13 protein-coding genes and 1 riboswitch are annotated in these 15,643 nt (G+C 74.5%); of the genes, 6 read left to right on the top strand and 7 right to left on the bottom strand.

Annotated elements, in window-relative coordinates:
• The first annotated feature begins 122 nt into the window (after window positions 1–122).
• The gene (locus EV376_RS02995; RefSeq protein ID WP_130328500.1) at window positions 123–1,940 is read left to right on the top strand and encodes a glycerol-3-phosphate dehydrogenase/oxidase; all 1,818 of its coding nucleotides are present in this window, start codon (window positions 123–125) and stop codon (window positions 1,938–1,940) included.
• Between the two features lie 86 nt (window positions 1,941–2,026).
• Window positions 2,027–2,551, top strand: coding sequence for a hypothetical protein (locus EV376_RS02990; RefSeq protein ID WP_130320624.1), 525 nt, complete (start codon window positions 2,027–2,029; stop codon window positions 2,549–2,551).
• A gap of 17 nt (window positions 2,552–2,568) precedes the next feature.
• Here EV376_RS02990 and EV376_RS02985 read toward each other — a convergent pair whose 3' ends face one another.
• Entirely contained in the window at window positions 2,569–3,960 is a 1,392-nt protein-coding gene (locus EV376_RS02985; RefSeq protein WP_130320623.1) for an FAD-linked oxidase C-terminal domain-containing protein, read from the bottom strand.
• Between the two features lie 156 nt (window positions 3,961–4,116).
• Window positions 4,117–4,749 (bottom strand): HD domain-containing protein, encoded by a 633-nt coding sequence (locus EV376_RS02980; protein ID WP_130320622.1) that lies wholly within the window; start codon window positions 4,747–4,749, stop codon window positions 4,117–4,119.
• Between the two features lie 178 nt (window positions 4,750–4,927).
• Between EV376_RS02980 and EV376_RS02975 the strand changes: the two genes are divergently transcribed.
• Complete coding sequence (locus EV376_RS02975) at window positions 4,928–6,127, top strand: FUSC family protein (RefSeq protein ID WP_207228485.1); 1,200 nt, start codon at window positions 4,928–4,930, stop codon at window positions 6,125–6,127.
• Between the two features lie 7 nt (window positions 6,128–6,134).
• On the opposite strand, the gene EV376_RS02970 is transcribed toward EV376_RS02975, so the two are convergent.
• Entirely contained in the window at window positions 6,135–7,397 is a 1,263-nt protein-coding gene (locus EV376_RS02970) for an aminotransferase class V-fold PLP-dependent enzyme (protein WP_130320620.1), read from the bottom strand.
• Window positions 7,398–7,442: 45 nt separating this feature from the next.
• Window positions 7,443–7,564, bottom strand: a riboswitch (SAM riboswitch).
• Between the two features lie 20 nt (window positions 7,565–7,584).
• Between EV376_RS02970 and EV376_RS02965 the strand changes: the two genes are divergently transcribed.
• Window positions 7,585–9,072, top strand: a complete 1,488-nt coding sequence (locus EV376_RS02965; RefSeq protein ID WP_130320619.1) for a PrsW family intramembrane metalloprotease — start codon at window positions 7,585–7,587, stop codon at window positions 9,070–9,072.
• 73 nt (window positions 9,073–9,145) lie between these two features.
• On the opposite strand, the gene EV376_RS30045 is transcribed toward EV376_RS02965, so the two are convergent.
• Together EV376_RS30045 and EV376_RS02960 are read right to left on the bottom strand one after the other, a co-directional pair.
• Window positions 9,146–9,313 (bottom strand): hypothetical protein, encoded by a 168-nt coding sequence (locus EV376_RS30045; protein ID WP_165437940.1) that lies wholly within the window; start codon window positions 9,311–9,313, stop codon window positions 9,146–9,148.
• A 60-nt stretch (window positions 9,314–9,373) separates the two neighbouring features.
• Window positions 9,374–9,712, bottom strand: coding sequence for a GroES family chaperonin (locus EV376_RS02960; RefSeq protein ID WP_130320618.1), 339 nt, complete (start codon window positions 9,710–9,712; stop codon window positions 9,374–9,376).
• Between the two features lie 158 nt (window positions 9,713–9,870).
• Between EV376_RS02960 and EV376_RS02955 the strand changes: the two genes are divergently transcribed.
• Window positions 9,871–11,181: an AI-2E family transporter gene (locus EV376_RS02955; RefSeq protein WP_486482500.1), complete on the top strand. Its 1,311-nt coding sequence runs from the start codon at window positions 9,871–9,873 to the stop codon at window positions 11,179–11,181.
• A gap of 194 nt (window positions 11,182–11,375) precedes the next feature.
• On the opposite strand, the gene EV376_RS02950 is transcribed toward EV376_RS02955, so the two are convergent.
• The gene (locus tag EV376_RS02950) at window positions 11,376–13,487 is read right to left on the bottom strand and encodes an ATP-dependent DNA helicase (RefSeq protein WP_130320616.1); all 2,112 of its coding nucleotides are present in this window, start codon (window positions 13,485–13,487) and stop codon (window positions 11,376–11,378) included.
• 136 nt (window positions 13,488–13,623) lie between these two features.
• Between EV376_RS02950 and EV376_RS02945 the strand changes: the two genes are divergently transcribed.
• Window positions 13,624–14,130 (top strand): DUF402 domain-containing protein, encoded by a 507-nt coding sequence (locus EV376_RS02945; protein ID WP_130320615.1) that lies wholly within the window; start codon window positions 13,624–13,626, stop codon window positions 14,128–14,130.
• Between the two features lie 36 nt (window positions 14,131–14,166).
• Here EV376_RS02945 and sigJ read toward each other — a convergent pair whose 3' ends face one another.
• On the bottom strand, window positions 14,167–15,123 hold the full coding sequence (gene sigJ / locus EV376_RS02940; RefSeq protein WP_130320614.1) for an RNA polymerase sigma factor SigJ: 957 nt from the start codon (window positions 15,121–15,123) through the stop codon (window positions 14,167–14,169).
• Window positions 15,124–15,643: the final 520 nt, after the last annotated feature.

Here is a 15,643-nt window from a genome sequence, read left to right as displayed (position 1 = left end):
TGATGACCCAGTTTGCGGCCTTTGCCGGGGCACCAAGTGCAAGATCACGGGAGGGGCGGGGGCGTCGGGGGGCCCGGGCGTGCGGGGGCGGCGGCTACGGTGGAGGCGTGCGTGACCCCAACGTGTCCCGAGCGGCCGCCAGCAAGCTCTCCCCGCAGCGGCGCGCCGCCGACCTGCGCCGCCTGGCCGCCGACCGCTTCGACGTCCTGGTCATCGGGGGTGGCGTCACCGGCGCGGGGGCCGCGCTGGACGCCGCCTCGCGCGGTCTGAAGGTCGCCCTGGTCGAGGCCCGCGACTACGCCGCCGGCACGTCCAGCCGGTCCAGCAAGCTGATCCACGGTGGCCTGCGCTACCTGGAGCAGCTCGAGTTCCACCTGGTCCACGAGGCGCTCACCGAGCGGGGCCTGCTCGCCACCCGGCTCGCCCCGCACCTGGTCCGACCGGTGCCGTTCCTGGTCCCGCTGCCGGCCGGCAAGGGGGTGCGGGACCTGCCGGCCCGACTCTTCCGCCGCTCCTACTACGGGGCCGGCGTGGCGACGTACGACGCGTTCGCCGGGGTCTTCGGGGGCGGCCGGGGGATGCCGCTGCACCGGCACCTGAGCCGGGAGGGCGCCCGCCGAATCTTCCCGAGCCTGAAGGCGGAAGGGCTGGCCGGCGCCATCCGCTACTACGACGGGCAGGTCGACGACGCCCGCCTGGTGGTCACCCTCGCCCGGACGGCGGCCAGCCTCGGTGCGACCGTGGTGACCAGCGCCCGCGCCGTCGGTCTGATCCGCGAGGCCCGCGAGGTGACCGGGGTCCGCGTCCGCGACCTGGAGGCGCCCGCCGGTTCCCCGGACGCCGAGTTCGAGGTACGCGCCCGCACGGTCATCGCGGCCACCGGTGTCTGGAGCGACGACATGTCCCGGATGCTCGACGACGTCGGGCTGCGCCCCGGCGTGCGGGTCCGAGCCTCCAAGGGGGTACACCTGGTGGTGCCCCGGTCGGCGATCACCGGCGAGACCGGGCTGATCCTGCGGACCGCGACGAGCGTGCTCTTCGTCATCCCGTGGGGCGGCCACTGGATCATCGGCACGACCGACACCGACTGGCGGCTTGACCGGTCCCGTCCGGCGGCCTCCGCACGCGACATCGAATACCTGTTGGCGCAGGTCAACACCGTCCTGGACCGGCCGCTCAGCACCGCCGACATCGAGGGCGTGTACGCGGGCCTGCGGCCGCTGCTGGCCGGCGAGGCGGACTCCACCTCGAAGCTGTCCCGGGAGCACGCGGTGTTCGAGCCGATGCTCGGCCTGCTGCTGGTGGCCGGCGGGAAGTACACGACGTACCGGGTGATGGCCTCGGACGTGGTCGACCGGGCCGCGCACCGGCTCGGGTCGGTGCGTCCGTCGCGCACCGCCGACCTGCCGCTGCTCGGCGCCGACGGGTACCCGGCGCTGTGGCGGGACCGTGCCGACGTGGCCCGCCGGCACGGGGTGCCGGTCGGCGTCGTCGAGCACCTGTTGGAGCGGTACGGCAACCTCACGCTGGAGCTGCTCGCCCTGATCGACGCCGAGCCGCTGCTCGGCTCGCCGCTGGCGGGCGCTCCGGAGTACCTGGCCGCCGAGGTGACGTACGCGGCCAGCGCCGAGGGGGCGCTGCACCTGGAGGACGTGCTCACCCGCCGTACCCGGATCTCCATCGAGACGGCGCACCGCGGCCTGGAGTCCGCCGAGCACGCCGCGGAGTTGATGGGTGCGGTGCTCGGGTGGAACGCCGAGGTCCGCGCGCGGGAGGTGGCGCACTACCGGGCGCGCGTGGCGGCGGAGCGGAACTCGCAGCTGATGCCGGACGACGCGACGGCCGACGCGGCCCGGCTCGGCGCGCCGGACGTCCGGGGCTTCGCCGCGGACCGGGGCGCCGACGGCGATCCGGTTGAACTCCCGTCCTCCTCCCGGTGACCGATCCGCTTCGGAACGCCCATCATCGATGGCCCGGCCGTCCGGCGGGTTACGCGCGCTACCTACGGTGGGGTAGGTTGCGGCGCGTGGGTGCCGTACCTGGGTCGCGTCTGGTCTCGCTGTCCCTCGCCGCCGTGCTGGCGGCCGTACTCGCCGGTTGCGGCGGTGGTGCCGACGCGGATGGTGAGGAGCGACCCGACCAGCCGGCGGCAGCCCAGCCGCAGCTGGGCGACGCGGCGACCGTCAGCGAGGGCCGGGTCACCCTGTTGCAGAAGGTCGGCGCGACCGGCCCGCTCCGGAAGCTGAACGTCGAGGCCGACGGCCGGTGGGAGTGCGTGGACTGCGCCGGTGACGGCGTGACGTCAACCGGCGCGCTCGACCCGGAGCAGGTCAGCCGCCTCCAGGCACTGCTGGCCGACCCGGGTCTGGCCAAGGAGACCGACCAGGCGCGGCAGTACCGGGTCACCTGCATCGACGCGTTGACGTCCAGCCTGCTGACCTCGGCCGGCACGATCACCTCGCAGGACTGCCCGGGCGAGGTGCAACCGAAGATCGCCAACGAGATCCTGCTGCTGCTGACCCAGGCCACCCCCGCCGAACCCACCGCCTGAGCCGGCGCCCGGCGCGGTCAGAGCACCTTGCCCGGGTTGAGCAGCCCGGTCGGGTCCAGCGCCGCCTTGACCGCCTCGTGCACCCGTACGCCGACCGGGCCGATCTCCCGGGCCAGCCAGTCGCGCTTGAGCAGGCCGACGCCGTGCTCGCCGGTGCAGGTGCCACCCATCTCCAGCCCCAGCCGCATGATCTCGTCGAAGGCCCGCCGTCCCCGCTCCAGGCTCGCCGGGTCGGCCCGGTCCACCACGATGTTCGGGTGCAGGTTGCCGTCCCCGGCGTGCCCCACCACTCCGATCGGCACGTCGCACTCGGCCGCGATCCGCGCCACGCCGTCGAGCATCGCGGCCAACGCGCCCCGGGGCACCGCCACGTCGTCGATGATCAGACCACCGTTGCCGGCCGGGTACGCGTCGGCGGCGAACTTCTCCATCGCCGGGTGCGCCAGCCGCCGGGCCTGCAGCAGCGCGGCCGCCTCCACCGCGTCGGTGGCCGCGTACACCTCGTCGGCCCCGGCGGCCTCGCAGACCGCCGCGACGCCGGCCAGGTCGTCGGCGGCCCGCGTGCCGGTGTCCACGGCGGCCAGCAGCAGCGCCGCCGCGTCCGTCCGCAGCCCCATCGGCCGGTACGCCTCGATGGCCCGCAGGTGCGTCTGGTCGAGCAGTTCGAGCAGGCTGGGCGAGAGGCCCTGGGCGCCGATCTCGGCCACGGCGGCGCCGGCGGCGGTGGTGGACGGGAAGACCGCCACCATGGTCAGCGACTCGGCCGGGGCGGGGCGCAGCGCGACGGTCACCTCGGTGATCACGCCGAGGGTGCCCTCCGAGCCGACGAAGAGCCGGGTCAGGTCGTAGCCGGCCACGCCCTTCGCGGTCCGCCGGCCGGTGCGCAGCACCTCGCCGGAGGCGAGCACCACCTCCAGGCCGAGCACGTACTCGGTGGTCACGCCGTACTTCACGCAGCACATGCCGCCGGCGTTGGTGGCGACGTTCCCGCCGATCGTCGACGATTCCCAGGACCCGGGGTCGGGCGGGTACCACAGGCCGTGCTTCGCGACGGCGGCGGCGAGCGTCGCGTTGACCACGCCGGGCTGCACCACGGCGATCCGGCTGACCGGGTCGATCTCCAGGATCCCGTCCAGGGCCGCGGTGCTGATGATCACGGCGCCCTCGACCGCGTTCGCCGCGCCGGCCAGCCCCGTCCGGGCACCCTGCGGCACCACGGGTACGCCGTGCCGGGCCGCCGCGCGTACCACCGCCGCCACCTGCCCGGTGTCCCGGGGACGGGTGACCACGAGCGGCGTGCCCGAGGCGCAGAGATCCGCCTCGTCCCGCTCGTGCATCCGCAGCAGATCCGGATCGGTGAGCACGGCGTCGTCGCCGAGCGCGGCACGCAGTTCGTCGAGGAGAGGCATGCGCCGAGGCTACGACCCCGCTATCTGATCATCAAAACCCCGCCTCCGCGCTCCGGGATCTTGTCCTTTCGATCCCTGGAATGTGTTCTTCGTGGCGGTTTGTCGGGGGCAGAACCTGCCGGATCGCGGAGCGCGGGGCGTGCCGGGGCGGGGCTGTCAGAGGGTGGCCAGTTCGCGGGTCAGGTTCGCGCGGGCGGCGGGGTCCCAGCGGGCGGACAGGGTGGGGTGGCGGTAGCGGGTCGGTCGGGCCAGCAGGGCGGCCAGCACCTGGGACCGGGCGGTGCGGAACTGCGCCTCCGGCACGTGCGCGTACTCCCGGCGGATCGCGGCGGCGTACCGGTCGTACACCTCGGGGGCGGCGGCCAGGACCGCGAGGTCCGCGTCGCAGAGCAGGCCGCCGTCGGCGTCCGCCGGGTCGGTGACGTGGTCGGCGGTGAGCAGCACCAGCCGGCGTACCTCGGCCACGGCGGCGGCCGGAAGCCCCACCCGGTCGAGCAGCGTGCCGGCGAGCGCGGCGCTGTCCCGCTCGTTGGCGGCGCCGCCGGCCCGCGGGTCGTAGACGGCGTCGTGGCACCACGCCGCGAGCCGCACCAGGTCGGGCCGCCGGGCCAGCCGGGCGTACCCGTCGATCACGTCCAGCACGGCGGTCAGGTGGGCGGGCGTGTGGTAGTGCCGGTGCGGCTCCCGCCAGCGCCGGATCAGCTCGGCTCCGGCGGCCGTCACCTGCCCGGCGTCGGTGGCGCCGGCGTCCCGGGCCGCGGTACGCCACCGGTCGAGGAGGTCCGCCACGCCGTCGAGTGTGCCGGTTGCCGCCGGAGGTGTTAAGCGGAGACCCCTCCGCTACCGCGGGCGTTGAGAAGGGGCCCTTCCGTTCGAGGATTCTTCGGGCACGGTGCGGGTAGTACCGGCCGTGGCCCGGGACGAACGACCTTCGCTGACGCAGCGGTTCGCGTTGCGGGACGGCGGTGTGGACATCGACGGGGCCCGGATCGCCGAGGCGGTGCAGCAGCTCCACCACCGGAGCAAGGCCACCCTGCACGACCGCCTGCACCGGGTACGCATGTCGCTGGGCCTCGCCGTGCAGGCCGGACTCGCCGCCGGCCTGTCCTGGCTGGCGGCACACGAGCTGCTCGGTAACCCGGAGCCGGTCTTCGCGCCGATCTCGGCGGTCGGCACGCTCGCCGCCTCGGTCGGCCAGCGGTTCCGGCGGACCCTGGAGCTGATCGCCGGGGTGGCCGTCGGCGTGGCCATCGGCGACGTCCTCATCTACTTCCTGGGCACCGGCGCCTGGCAGCTCGGGCTCGTGGTGACCGCCGCGATCATCCTGACCATCTTCGCCGGGGGAAGCGTGGCGATCGTGATCCAGGCGGCGGCGACCGCCGTGCTGATCGTGACGCTCACGCCGTCGACCGAGAACCTGGAGCTACCCCGGTTCGTCGACGCCTTCGTCGGTGGTGGGATCGCGCTCCTGGTCACCGCGATCCTGTTGCCGCTCAACCCGCTGCGGGTGCTCAACCGCGCCGCCCGCCCGGCGCTGGACCTGCTCGCCGCCCAGCTCGACATGGCCGCCGAGGGGCTGCGGGAACGGGACCGGGACAAGTTGCAGGGCGCACTGGAGCGGTTGCGCGACAACAAGGAGGAGCTGGCCACGTTCGGCGAGGCGATCGAGGGCGCCAAGGAGACCGCGACGCTCTCGCCCGCGCGCTGGCACCGGCGTAACGAACTCTCCCACTACGCCGAGGCGGCCGACCCGATCGACCGGGCCATGCGCAACAGCGGCACGCTGGTCCGGCGGGCCGTCACGCTCGTCGAGGACGAGGAGGCGATCCCGGACCCGATGCCGGACGCGGTGGCGCACCTCGCCGAGTCGGTACGGCTGCTCAAGCAGGAGTTCGCCGCGGGAGCGGAGGCGGAGAAGGCCCGCGAGCGGTCGCTGCGGGCGGTCAGCGAGGCCGGTCGGGCGTACGAGGAGGGGGTGGGCTTCTCCGGCAGCGTCGTGATCGCGCAGGTGCGTACCACGGCCAGCGACCTGCTGGTCGCCTCCGGCATCGCGCAGGACGAGGCGAACCGCTGGGTTCGCCGGTCCTTCGGCGAGCCGGACGGGGCCGGGGCGTCGGCCGAGCGGAACGGCACAGCCAAGCCGCCCACCGCACCGCCGGTCGGCTGACCGCCCGTCAGCCGAGCGCGGCGAGCGCCGTCACCAGCCGGTCCACGTGGTCCGCCGTGCTGCCCAGCCCGATGCTGGCGCGCAGCGCCGTCGCCGGCAGGTCCCGCCGGCCGGCACGCGCGGCCGCCTCGGCGAGCAGCCGCCGGGCGAGCGGGTGGGCGCAGAACAGGCCGTCGCGTACGCCGATCTGCTGGTGCCGGGCGAGGCCGGCCGCCACCTCGGCCGAGTCCCGACCGGCCACCACGAACGAGACGATCCCCACCCGTGGCGCGTCGGGGCCGAACGTGCGCAGCTCGACCACGTGCGGCAGCGCCCGGAGGCCGTCGCGCAACCGGCCCAGCAACGCCTGCTCGGCGTCGTGCAACGCCACCCGGTCGGCGGCGGCCAGGGCGTCGCAGACCGCGGCGAGGGCCACCGCGCCGAACAGGTTCGGCGTTCCGGCCTCGTGCCGGGCCGGCCCGGTCGCCCAGCGGACGTCGTGGGTGGCGGCGCCGACATGGCTGGTCGCCCCGCCGCCGGCGAGGTAGGGCGGCGCCGCGTCCAGCCAGTCGGCCCGCCCGATGAGCACACCCGCGCCGAACGGCGCGTACAGCTTGTGCCCGGAGGCGGCCAGGTAGTCGACGTCGAGGGTGCGGACGTCGACGGGAGCGTGCGGGGCGAGCTGCGCGGCGTCCACTACGATCCGGGCCCGGTGCCGGCGGGCGACCCGGGCCAGCTCGGCCACCGGCCAGCGTTCGCCGGTCACGTTGCTCGCACCGGTCACCGCGACCAGCACCGGCAGCTCGCGGCCGGGACCGCCGCCCCGGCGCAGTTCGCCGAGGGCGGCGTCGAGCGCGCGGACGGCGCCGGCCGGGGCATCCGGCACCGGCAGCCGGACCGAGCCGCGCGGCCAGGGCAGCAGGTTGGCGTGGTGCTCGCCGCCGAAGGTCACCACCGTGCCGCCGGCCGGCAGTGCCCGGGCCAGCAGGTTCAGCGCGTCCGTGGTGTTCCGGGTGAAGACCACGTGGTCGTCCGGCCGGGCGCCGAAGAAGTCGCCGACCGCCTGGCGGGCCCGCTCGTACGCCAGCGTGCAGCGCCGCGACAGCGCACCCGCGCCCCGGTGCACGCTCGCGTACCAGGGGAGCAGCTCGGCCACCGCGTCGGCGGCGGCCCGCGCGCACGGCGCGGTGGCCGCGTAGTCCAGGTTGACCTGACCCGGTACGCCGAGCACGTCGAGCGGTCCGGCCTGGGCGAGCGACGTCGCCGGTGGGGGTAGGAGAGTGAGCGTCATCTGCGGCGCCTCCGGGGCCAGGGACCCCGGTGGGCACACGGGCGGGGTCCGCGCTTGCCCGGCGCGCGGATCGGGCCGGGCCCGGTCATCACCCGGGGCACCCCACCGCGAACCTCGACGAGGGTTGCCGGCCAGCAAGCCGGGGCTTGACGCTGGCGCTCGTGACCTGCCCGCAGCATAGCGGGCCGTGGTGCGGCCGTCCCGGCGGGCCGGCGGTGACTACGCTGACGTCATGGCCGACACCCCGCCCGGCGTGCCCCTGCCGCCGTCGCCGACCGCCGCCGACCCGTCGGCCAGCCCCCGGATGCCGGTACGCCGTACGAGCTGGGTCCGCTACCTGGTGCTCGGCGGGGTGGTCCTGCTGATCGCCGCCTGCGCCGTCTTCATGGTGTGGCGACTCGGCGAGAGCCTCGGCGGTGAGGCACTGCTGGTCGGCGTGATCGCGGCGATCCTTCCGGTTCCGGTGCTGGTGGCCTGTTTCCTGTGGCTCGACCGGTACGAGCCGGAGCCGCTGAAGTACCTGATCTTCTGCTTCGCGTGGGGCGCGTTCGTCTCGACGGCCGCCTCGCTGACGGTCAACGGCTTCGCTGCCGGCGTCTTCGAGCGGCTGAGCCTGCCCGTCGCGCTCACGGCCGTGCTTGTCGCGCCGTTCATCGAGGAGCTGACCAAGGCGCTCGGGCCGATCCTGCTGCTGATCTTCCGGCGCCGGGAGATCTCCGGGATCACCGACGCCCTGGTCTACTGCGGGCTCTCCGCGATCGGCTTCGCGATGGTGGAGAACATCCTCTACCTGGGCGGTTACGGCTACCGGACCGGTGTCGAGCAGTACGGCCCGGCGACCGGCACGCAGCAGGTCATCGCCATCTTCATCGTGCGCATCCTGCTCTTCGGGTTCGCCCACCCGCTGTTCACCTCGATGACCGGGGTGGGGCTGGGCATCGCCGCCCGTACCGCCGACCGTCGGGTGCGGGTGCTGGCGCCGGTCGCGGGTCTGCTGCTGGCGATGATGCTGCACGGCACGTGGAACCTGCTGCCGACGCTCACGCAGGCCACCGGCCAGCCGCTGATCCTGCTCTACGGGTTCCTCGGTGTCATGGTGCCGATCTTCTTCGGCATGGTCGGGCTGGCCGTCTGGCTGCGGTCCTGGGAGGGCCGGCTCACCGAGCGCACCCTCCCGGACTACGTCCGCGCCGGGTGGCTCACCCCGCCCGAGGTGGCGGCGCTGAGCAGCCTCGGGCGACGGCACGCGGCGCGGGCGTGGGCCAAGCGGGTCGGCGGCGACGCCGGCCTGAAGGCGATGCGGGGGTACCAGTTCGCCGCGACCCGGCTCGCGTTGCTGCGCGACGGCATGCGGCGTGGGCTGGACAGCCGCCCCAAGGACCGGGAGCGGGCCGCCGCCGAGGAGCGCCACCTGTTGGAGATGATCAGCGGCTACCGCGCGTTCTTCGTCGGCCGTGACCCGTACGCCCCGGTCGGCGTCTGGGACGGGCACCGCTACCACCTGCGGTTCCCGGACGGCTCGCAGCGGCCGGTGGAGGCGCCGGACGAGCCGGTGGTCCCGATCCCGGTCGTGCTCGCCCCGCCACCGCCGCCCGCGTTCCCGCCCGGCTACGGCCCGCCGCCCGGCTGGCCCGGTCTCCGCCCGCCGGCCCCCTGGCCGCCCGGCCGGTACTGACGTCGGTTCGCAGCGCCGCGGGTCGCCGGGGTCCACCGGTCACGACCCGCGCCGGGCCCGCGGCCGATGGCGGTCAGGCGGTGAGGCCGGTCAGGAAGTCACCGAAACCCTGGAAGATCGCTACCAGGCCGGCGCCGATCGCCTTGAACATCTCGGCGGCACCCTCGGGGCGGAACGCCATGAAGTAGATCAGGAACGCGATGAAGCCCCAGAAGAGCAACTTCTTGATCAGCTCCGGCATCGTCCCTCCCCAGGGCCCCTGGTGCGGCTGGCTTCCCGGGAGGGAGCGGCGCAAACGGCCCTACAGGTAGAGACCCGTCGAGTCGGGCTCCACGCGTTGCGCGGCGACGGCGTGCACGTCGCGCTCGCGGAGCAGCACGTACTCCCGGCCGTGCAGCTCGACCTCGGAGCGGTCGTCGGGATCGAAGAGCACCCGGTCGCCGGAGACGATGGAGCGGACACTCGGGCCCACCCCGACGGCGGTGGCCCAGGCCAGCCGCTTGCCGACGGCGGCGGTCGCCGGGATCACGATGCCGGCGGTGGAGCGGCGCTCACCCTCGCTTCCCTCCATGCGTACCAGCACCCGGTCGTGCAGCAGCCGGATCGGCAGGCCGGAGTCGAGATTCTTGTCGGCGGTCACGCGGAAGACGCTACCGTGTCCCGCCCCGGCGGCCCGGCCGTGGTTACGGTCGCGGGGGCGGGGGCATTCGTGTGGCGGATCTGGCCTACGGTGGCGGGAACGGGCGTATCCTGTCCGACCTGACCGTGCCGGTACCGCTACTTCGTCAGGAGGTGCGCTTGAGCCGCTTCGAGCGGATGCGTGGACGGTTCCGTCGCGCGTACGAGTCGGGTCGTGAGTCGGTCCGGGCCCGGCGGGAGTTGGCCGCGGTCCGCCGTGCCGCTGACGACCCGGAGGCCGGCGCCGCCTCGCCGGAGCGACCGGGCCCGGTGGCGTCACCGTCGGCGACGGTGGTCGGCGCGGAGCCGCCCGCCGCGATGCACAACTCCACCACCAGCCGGGACGACGCGGACGTCCCGCACGCGTTGCGGATCAGCGCCGCCTGGTCGTGGCGGCTGATCGTGATCGGCATCGTCGCCTGGGCGCTGATGAGGATCGTCGGCCAGATCCGCATCGTGATCATCCCGCTGGCCATCGCGCTGCTGCTCTCCGCGTTGCTCGCTCCGGCGGTGGGCTGGCTGTTGCGGGCCCGGTTCCCGCGGTCGCTGGCGACCGCCGTGGTCCTGGTGGGCGGGCTCGCCGGGGTGATCGGCACGCTGACCCTGGTGGTCAACGAGTTCATCCAGGGCGTGCCGGAGCTGAGCGAGAAGTCCTCCCAGGGCGTGCGCCAGATCCAGGACTGGTTGAAGACGGGCCCGCTGCACCTCGACGACGGCCAGCTCGACCGCTACATCAACGAGGCCGAGCAGTGGGTCAACGCCAACACCGGCCGGTTCACCAGCGGGGCGATCTCCACGGCGGCCACCCTCGCCGAGGTGCTGACCGGCACCGTCCTGGTGCTCTTCGCGACGTTCTTCTTCCTGCGTGACGGCAACAAGATCTGGCGGTTCCTGGTCCGGCTGCTCCCGGTCAACGCCCGCTGGAAGGTCGACGACGCCGGCCGGGCCTCCTGGCAGACGCTGGGGGCGTACGTGCGGGCCACCGTGCTGGTCGCGTTCATCGACGCGGTCGGCATCGGCATCTTCCTGGTGATCTTCGACATCCCGTTCGCGTTCCCGCTCGCCGCCCTGGTCTTCCTCGGGGCGTTCATCCCGATCGTCGGCGCGACGCTGTCCGGCGGCGTCGCGGTGCTCGTCGCCCTGGTCGACAGCGGTCTGATCACCGCATTGATCATCCTGGGCGCGGTCGTCGGGGTGCAGCAGTTGGAGGGGCACGTGCTCCAGCCGCTGATCATGGGACGCGCGGTGGCGATCCACCCGCTCGCGGTGATCGTCGGTATCGCCGCCGGGGTGGTCCTCGCCGGGATCACCGGGGCGCTGGTCGCGGTGCCCCTGATCGCGGTGCTCAACACGGCCGTCCGCCGGCTGGCCGCCCGCACCGTCCCGGAGACCCCGCCGGACGCCGTCGTGGTGGCGAGCCGGGCCCCCTGACCCGGGGCCGCCCGCCGCGTCCGGATCTCCCGGGCGCCTGGACAGCTCAAGATCACGCTCGTTCCACGAAGTAGTGGCCTCCTCGTCTCTCGTCTCGGGAGGCCACTACTTCTGCGTCGCAGCACGATCTTCACGTCGGGCGGCGCGTCGCGGCGCGGGGGCGGGGGTGAGCGCGGCAGCGGGGGCGGGGCGCGTCAGGTCCTGGCGAGGCGTTGCAGGGCGCCACGGGCCACGTCGGGGCGGGTCGTGTACCAGAACGGGGGCAGCGAGCGGCGCAGGAACGGCCCGTACCCCCGGGCGGTCTCCAGCCGGGAGTCCAGCACCGCTACCACGCCCCGGTCGTCGGTGGCGCGGATCAGCCGGCCCACCCCCTGCGCCAGCCGGACGGCGGCGATCGGCACGCTGACCGCGGCGAACCCCGAACCGCCGGCGGCGTCGACCGCCGCGGCCCGGGCGGCCGCGAGCGGCTCGTCCGGCCGCGGGAACGGCAGCCGGTCGATCACCACCAGTTGGCACGAGTCGCCCGGCACGTCGACCCCCTGCCAGAGCGACATCACCCCGAACAGGCAGCTCGACCGCTCCTCCCGGAACCGGCGGACGAGCAACGGCAGCGACTCCTCGCCCTGCAGCAGCACGGGCAGGTCGGTCCGCGCCCGCAGCAGCTCCGCCGCCTGCTGCGCGGCCCGCCGCGACGAGAAGAGCCCGAGGGTACGCCCGCCGAGCGCCTCGACCAGCCCGAGCAGTTCCTCGCCGGCCGCGTCGGGCAGGCCCGAGGTGCTGGGCCGGGGCAGATGCGCGGCGACGTAGAGGATGCCCTGCCGGGCGTAGTCGAACGGGGAGCCGACGTCGAGTGACCGCCACCCGGGCCCGGAGCTGACCGGGGCCGCCTCGGCCGGGCCGGCGGCGCGGCCCCCGCCGGCGGCGGTGGCGAGCGCCGCCGCGGCCGGGGACGGCGGGGTGGCCGGGACCTCCAGACCGAGCGCCCGGGCAACCGTGTCGAACCGGCCGCCCAGGGTCAGGGTCGCCGAGGTGGCGACGACGGTGCGCTCCTCGTACAGGTGGGTGGCGAGGGTGCCGGCCACCGACAGCGGGGCCACGACCAGGGCCCGTCGCCCGGTGGCGTCGTTGCGCTCGACCCACGCCACGTCGTGGTCGGCCTCCTCCAGCAGCCGTTGGGCGGTGGTGGACAGCTCGTCCAGCACCGCCTTGGCCTGCTGTTTGCGGACCGGGTCCGGGTCGTCGGCCTTCACGTCCCCGATGGCCTCCAGAGCGGTGCGCGTCGCTCCGTCGAGCAGCGTGCAGGCCTCGCGTAACGGGGCCGGAAGTCCGGCGGTGATCCGCCCCGCCGGCGCCTCGGCGAGCCCGACGGCGAGGGCGTCGCCGGCGGCGGTGAGCGCCTCGGCGGTCTCCGGGCGCAGCAGGGGCCGGGCCCGCCGCGCGGAGCGGTCGATCAGCTCCGGCCCCAGCTCCGCCTGGGCGGCGGAGGAGACCCGGTCGGCCAGCTCGTGCGCCTCGTCGACGACGAGGAGCTTGTGCGGCGGCACGATGTGCCGACCGGCCAGCATGTCCACCGCGAGCAGGCTGTGGTTGGTCACGACGACGTCGGCCTCGCGGGCACGGGCCCGGGACGCCTCCGCGAAGCACTCAGCTCCCCACGGGCAGCGGGCCGCGCCCACGCACTCGCGGGCGGGCATCGACACCATCCGCCAGGCCTGGTCGTCGACGCCCGGGTCCAGCTCGTCGCGGTCACCGGTGTCGGTCTTCTCGGCCCAGTCGCGCAGTCGCTGGATCTGCTTGCCGAGCCGCCCCGCCTCGCCGAGCCACCTGCCACCGGGACGGGGTGCGTCGAAGAGCGCGTCCCCGGGCTCCTCCTCCGTGGAGTTGTCGAGTCGCGCCAGGCACAGGTAGTGGTGGCGCCCCTTCAGGACGGCGAACGTGGGCCGCCGGCCCAGCAGCGGCTCCACCGCGTCGGCCAGCCGGGGCAGGTCGTGGTCGACGAGCTGGGACTGGAGCGCGAGGGTGGCGGTGGAGACCACGACCGGGCCGTCGACGGTGAGCGCGGGCGCCAGGTACGCCAGGGACTTGCCGGTGCCCGTGCCGGCCTGCACCAGCAGGTGCTCGCGGGCCGTCACGGCCGCCTCGATCGCCGCCGTCATCTCCTGCTGGCCGGGGCGCGCCGCGCCGCCGGGCACCGCGCCGACCGCCGCGGCGAGCAGCTCGGCACCGGTCGCCCGGCCGCCGGGGCGCCGGCTTCCGCCTCGGGACTGCGGGCTGACGGAACCGGTGGCGGTGCGGGGCGGGGTCACCGTGCGACGGTACCCGTCGGTGCCGACGGCCGGCCTCCGGCGGTCGGCGTGGCACCGTCACGGTCCGGCATACACCGGCGGCGTCCGGTTACTTCCCTGCCGCGTACGTTCAACCGAATCGGTTAGGGTGCCAGTCATGCCGAGCGATGTGGTCCGCGTGATCTACCGCAAGTACGACGGCAGCGCCCATCGCGACTACCCCGCCCGCCGGCTGACCGAGGACGACCTCGGCGTCTGGCTCGGCGTTACCGCCGGCACCCCCTCGGTCTACCACGGCCGTCCCTCGGTCGAGCAGATCCCGTTCGTGCTGCTGGTGCCGCACCATGCCTGGTGGACGGCCATGTTCAACCCGCCACCGCGCACCAGCGAGGTCTACTGCGACATCGCCAGCCCCGCCCGCTGGCAGGACGACGACACGGTGCACCTGGTCGACCTCGACCTCGACGTGGTGCGCCGGCGGGGCACCGGCCTTGTCGAACTGCGGGACGAGGACGAGTTCGCGGAGCACCGCGAGCGGTTCGGCTACCCGGACGAACTGGTCACCGAGGCGCAGGCGGCGGCGCGCTGGCTGTTCGGCGCGCTCGGCGACGGCACCGAGCCGTTCGCCACGTCGTACCGGAAGTGGTTGGCCCTGGTGGTCTGAGCCCGCCGCCGGCCGACCCCGGGCCCGGGGGTGCCCTCAGTAGCGCGGTGGCCAGGTGTCCTGCGGCCCGAGCGGCGGCAGGTCGCGGAGTTTGTCCGGGTTGAGCTGGTTGAAGACGCCGGTCACCCGGCCGTCGGCGACGGCGAGCGAGCTGATCAACCGCAGTGGACGGCCGTCACGGAACACCGTCTCCATCTGGAACCCGAGCACGCCGTCGACGAGCACCGGACGGGCCCGCAGCCGGCCGCCGTAGCGGCCGGCCTGGCCGAACAGGCCGAGGATGAAGCGGCCCACCTTGTCGGCGCCGTACACCGGGTGGCGGCCGGCCGGGAAGTGCCCGCCACCGTCACCGATCAGCACGACGTCCGGCGCGAGGACCTTGAGCAGCGCGTCCAGCTCGCCGGACTCCGCGGCGGTGGCGAACGCCGCCAGCACCCGGCGTTGCTCGGCCGGGTCCGCGGTGTGCCGAGGGACGTCCGGCGCGCTGACCGCCCGGCGGGCCCGGGACGCGAGTTGCCGGGCGGCCACGTCGGTGGTGCCGAGCACCTCGGCGACCCGCGCGAACGGCAGGGCGAAGACGTCGTGCAGCACGAAGGCGACCCGTTGTTCCGGGGTGAGGCGTTCCAGCACCACCATCAGCGCGCTGCCCACCTGGTCGGTGCGGACCGCCCGCTCCGCCGGGTCGGGCGCGAAGCCGTCGTCGGCGGGTGCCGGCGTCACCAGGGGTTCCGGCAGCCACTGGCCCGGGTACGCCTCGCGGCGCACCCGGGCGGAGCGCAGCACGTCGAGGCAGATCCGCGCGCAGGTGGTGGTCAGCCAGGCGCCGAGCTGGCGGATCTCGGCGCGGGCCGCCGGGTCGGCGAGGGCGGCGGCGTAGCGCAACCAGGTCTCCTGCACCGCGTCCTCGGCCTCGCTGCGGCTGCCGAGCATCCGGTACGCGACCGCGGTCAACCGCCCCCGCTCGGCCTCGAACTCGGTCGCCAGATCCGTCACGCGCCGCTCCCTCCCCGGTTCCCTTGGCACAAATCCTCCCGCCAACCGGACGCGCGGGTCGCGTGGAATGTGACAAGTCCCGCGCACCTTATCGCGATCATGGAGTCGTGGTGCCTGACAAAAGCCGCTAAGCCGAGTGAACCGCCCACCACAGGTCCCGGATCGGCACAGTGGGGGTGCTCGACGGGCGGGGCTCGGTCCGGTGGGTGAGGATGCGGAGATGGACGGGAACGGGGTTGAGGGGCGGCGGGGGGCCGGGACTGGGCGGTCCCCCGCCGGCTGAGGGAGACGTTCGACACTCTTGCTCCCGGGTATCCGCCTGCCGATTTCGACGTACGGCGGGAACGGAAGCGGCTGTTGGGGTCTGTGCAAACGGATGAAGGTGAACGGAAGGTGAACGAGCAGTAAATGCAGCCTGGCTGCTGGTGGGCCGACGAAATCCGCGATCCGGCGGCACCTAGCATTCCCACTCGGGCCACCCGCGCGCGGCGGCCGCGACCCTTCCACCGACACGACGAGG

It is taken from the genome of Micromonospora sp. CNZ295 (assembly GCF_004217535.1).
Note: the sequence above shows the minus strand (reverse complement) of the source record. Positions and strands in the feature narration are given on the sequence as shown.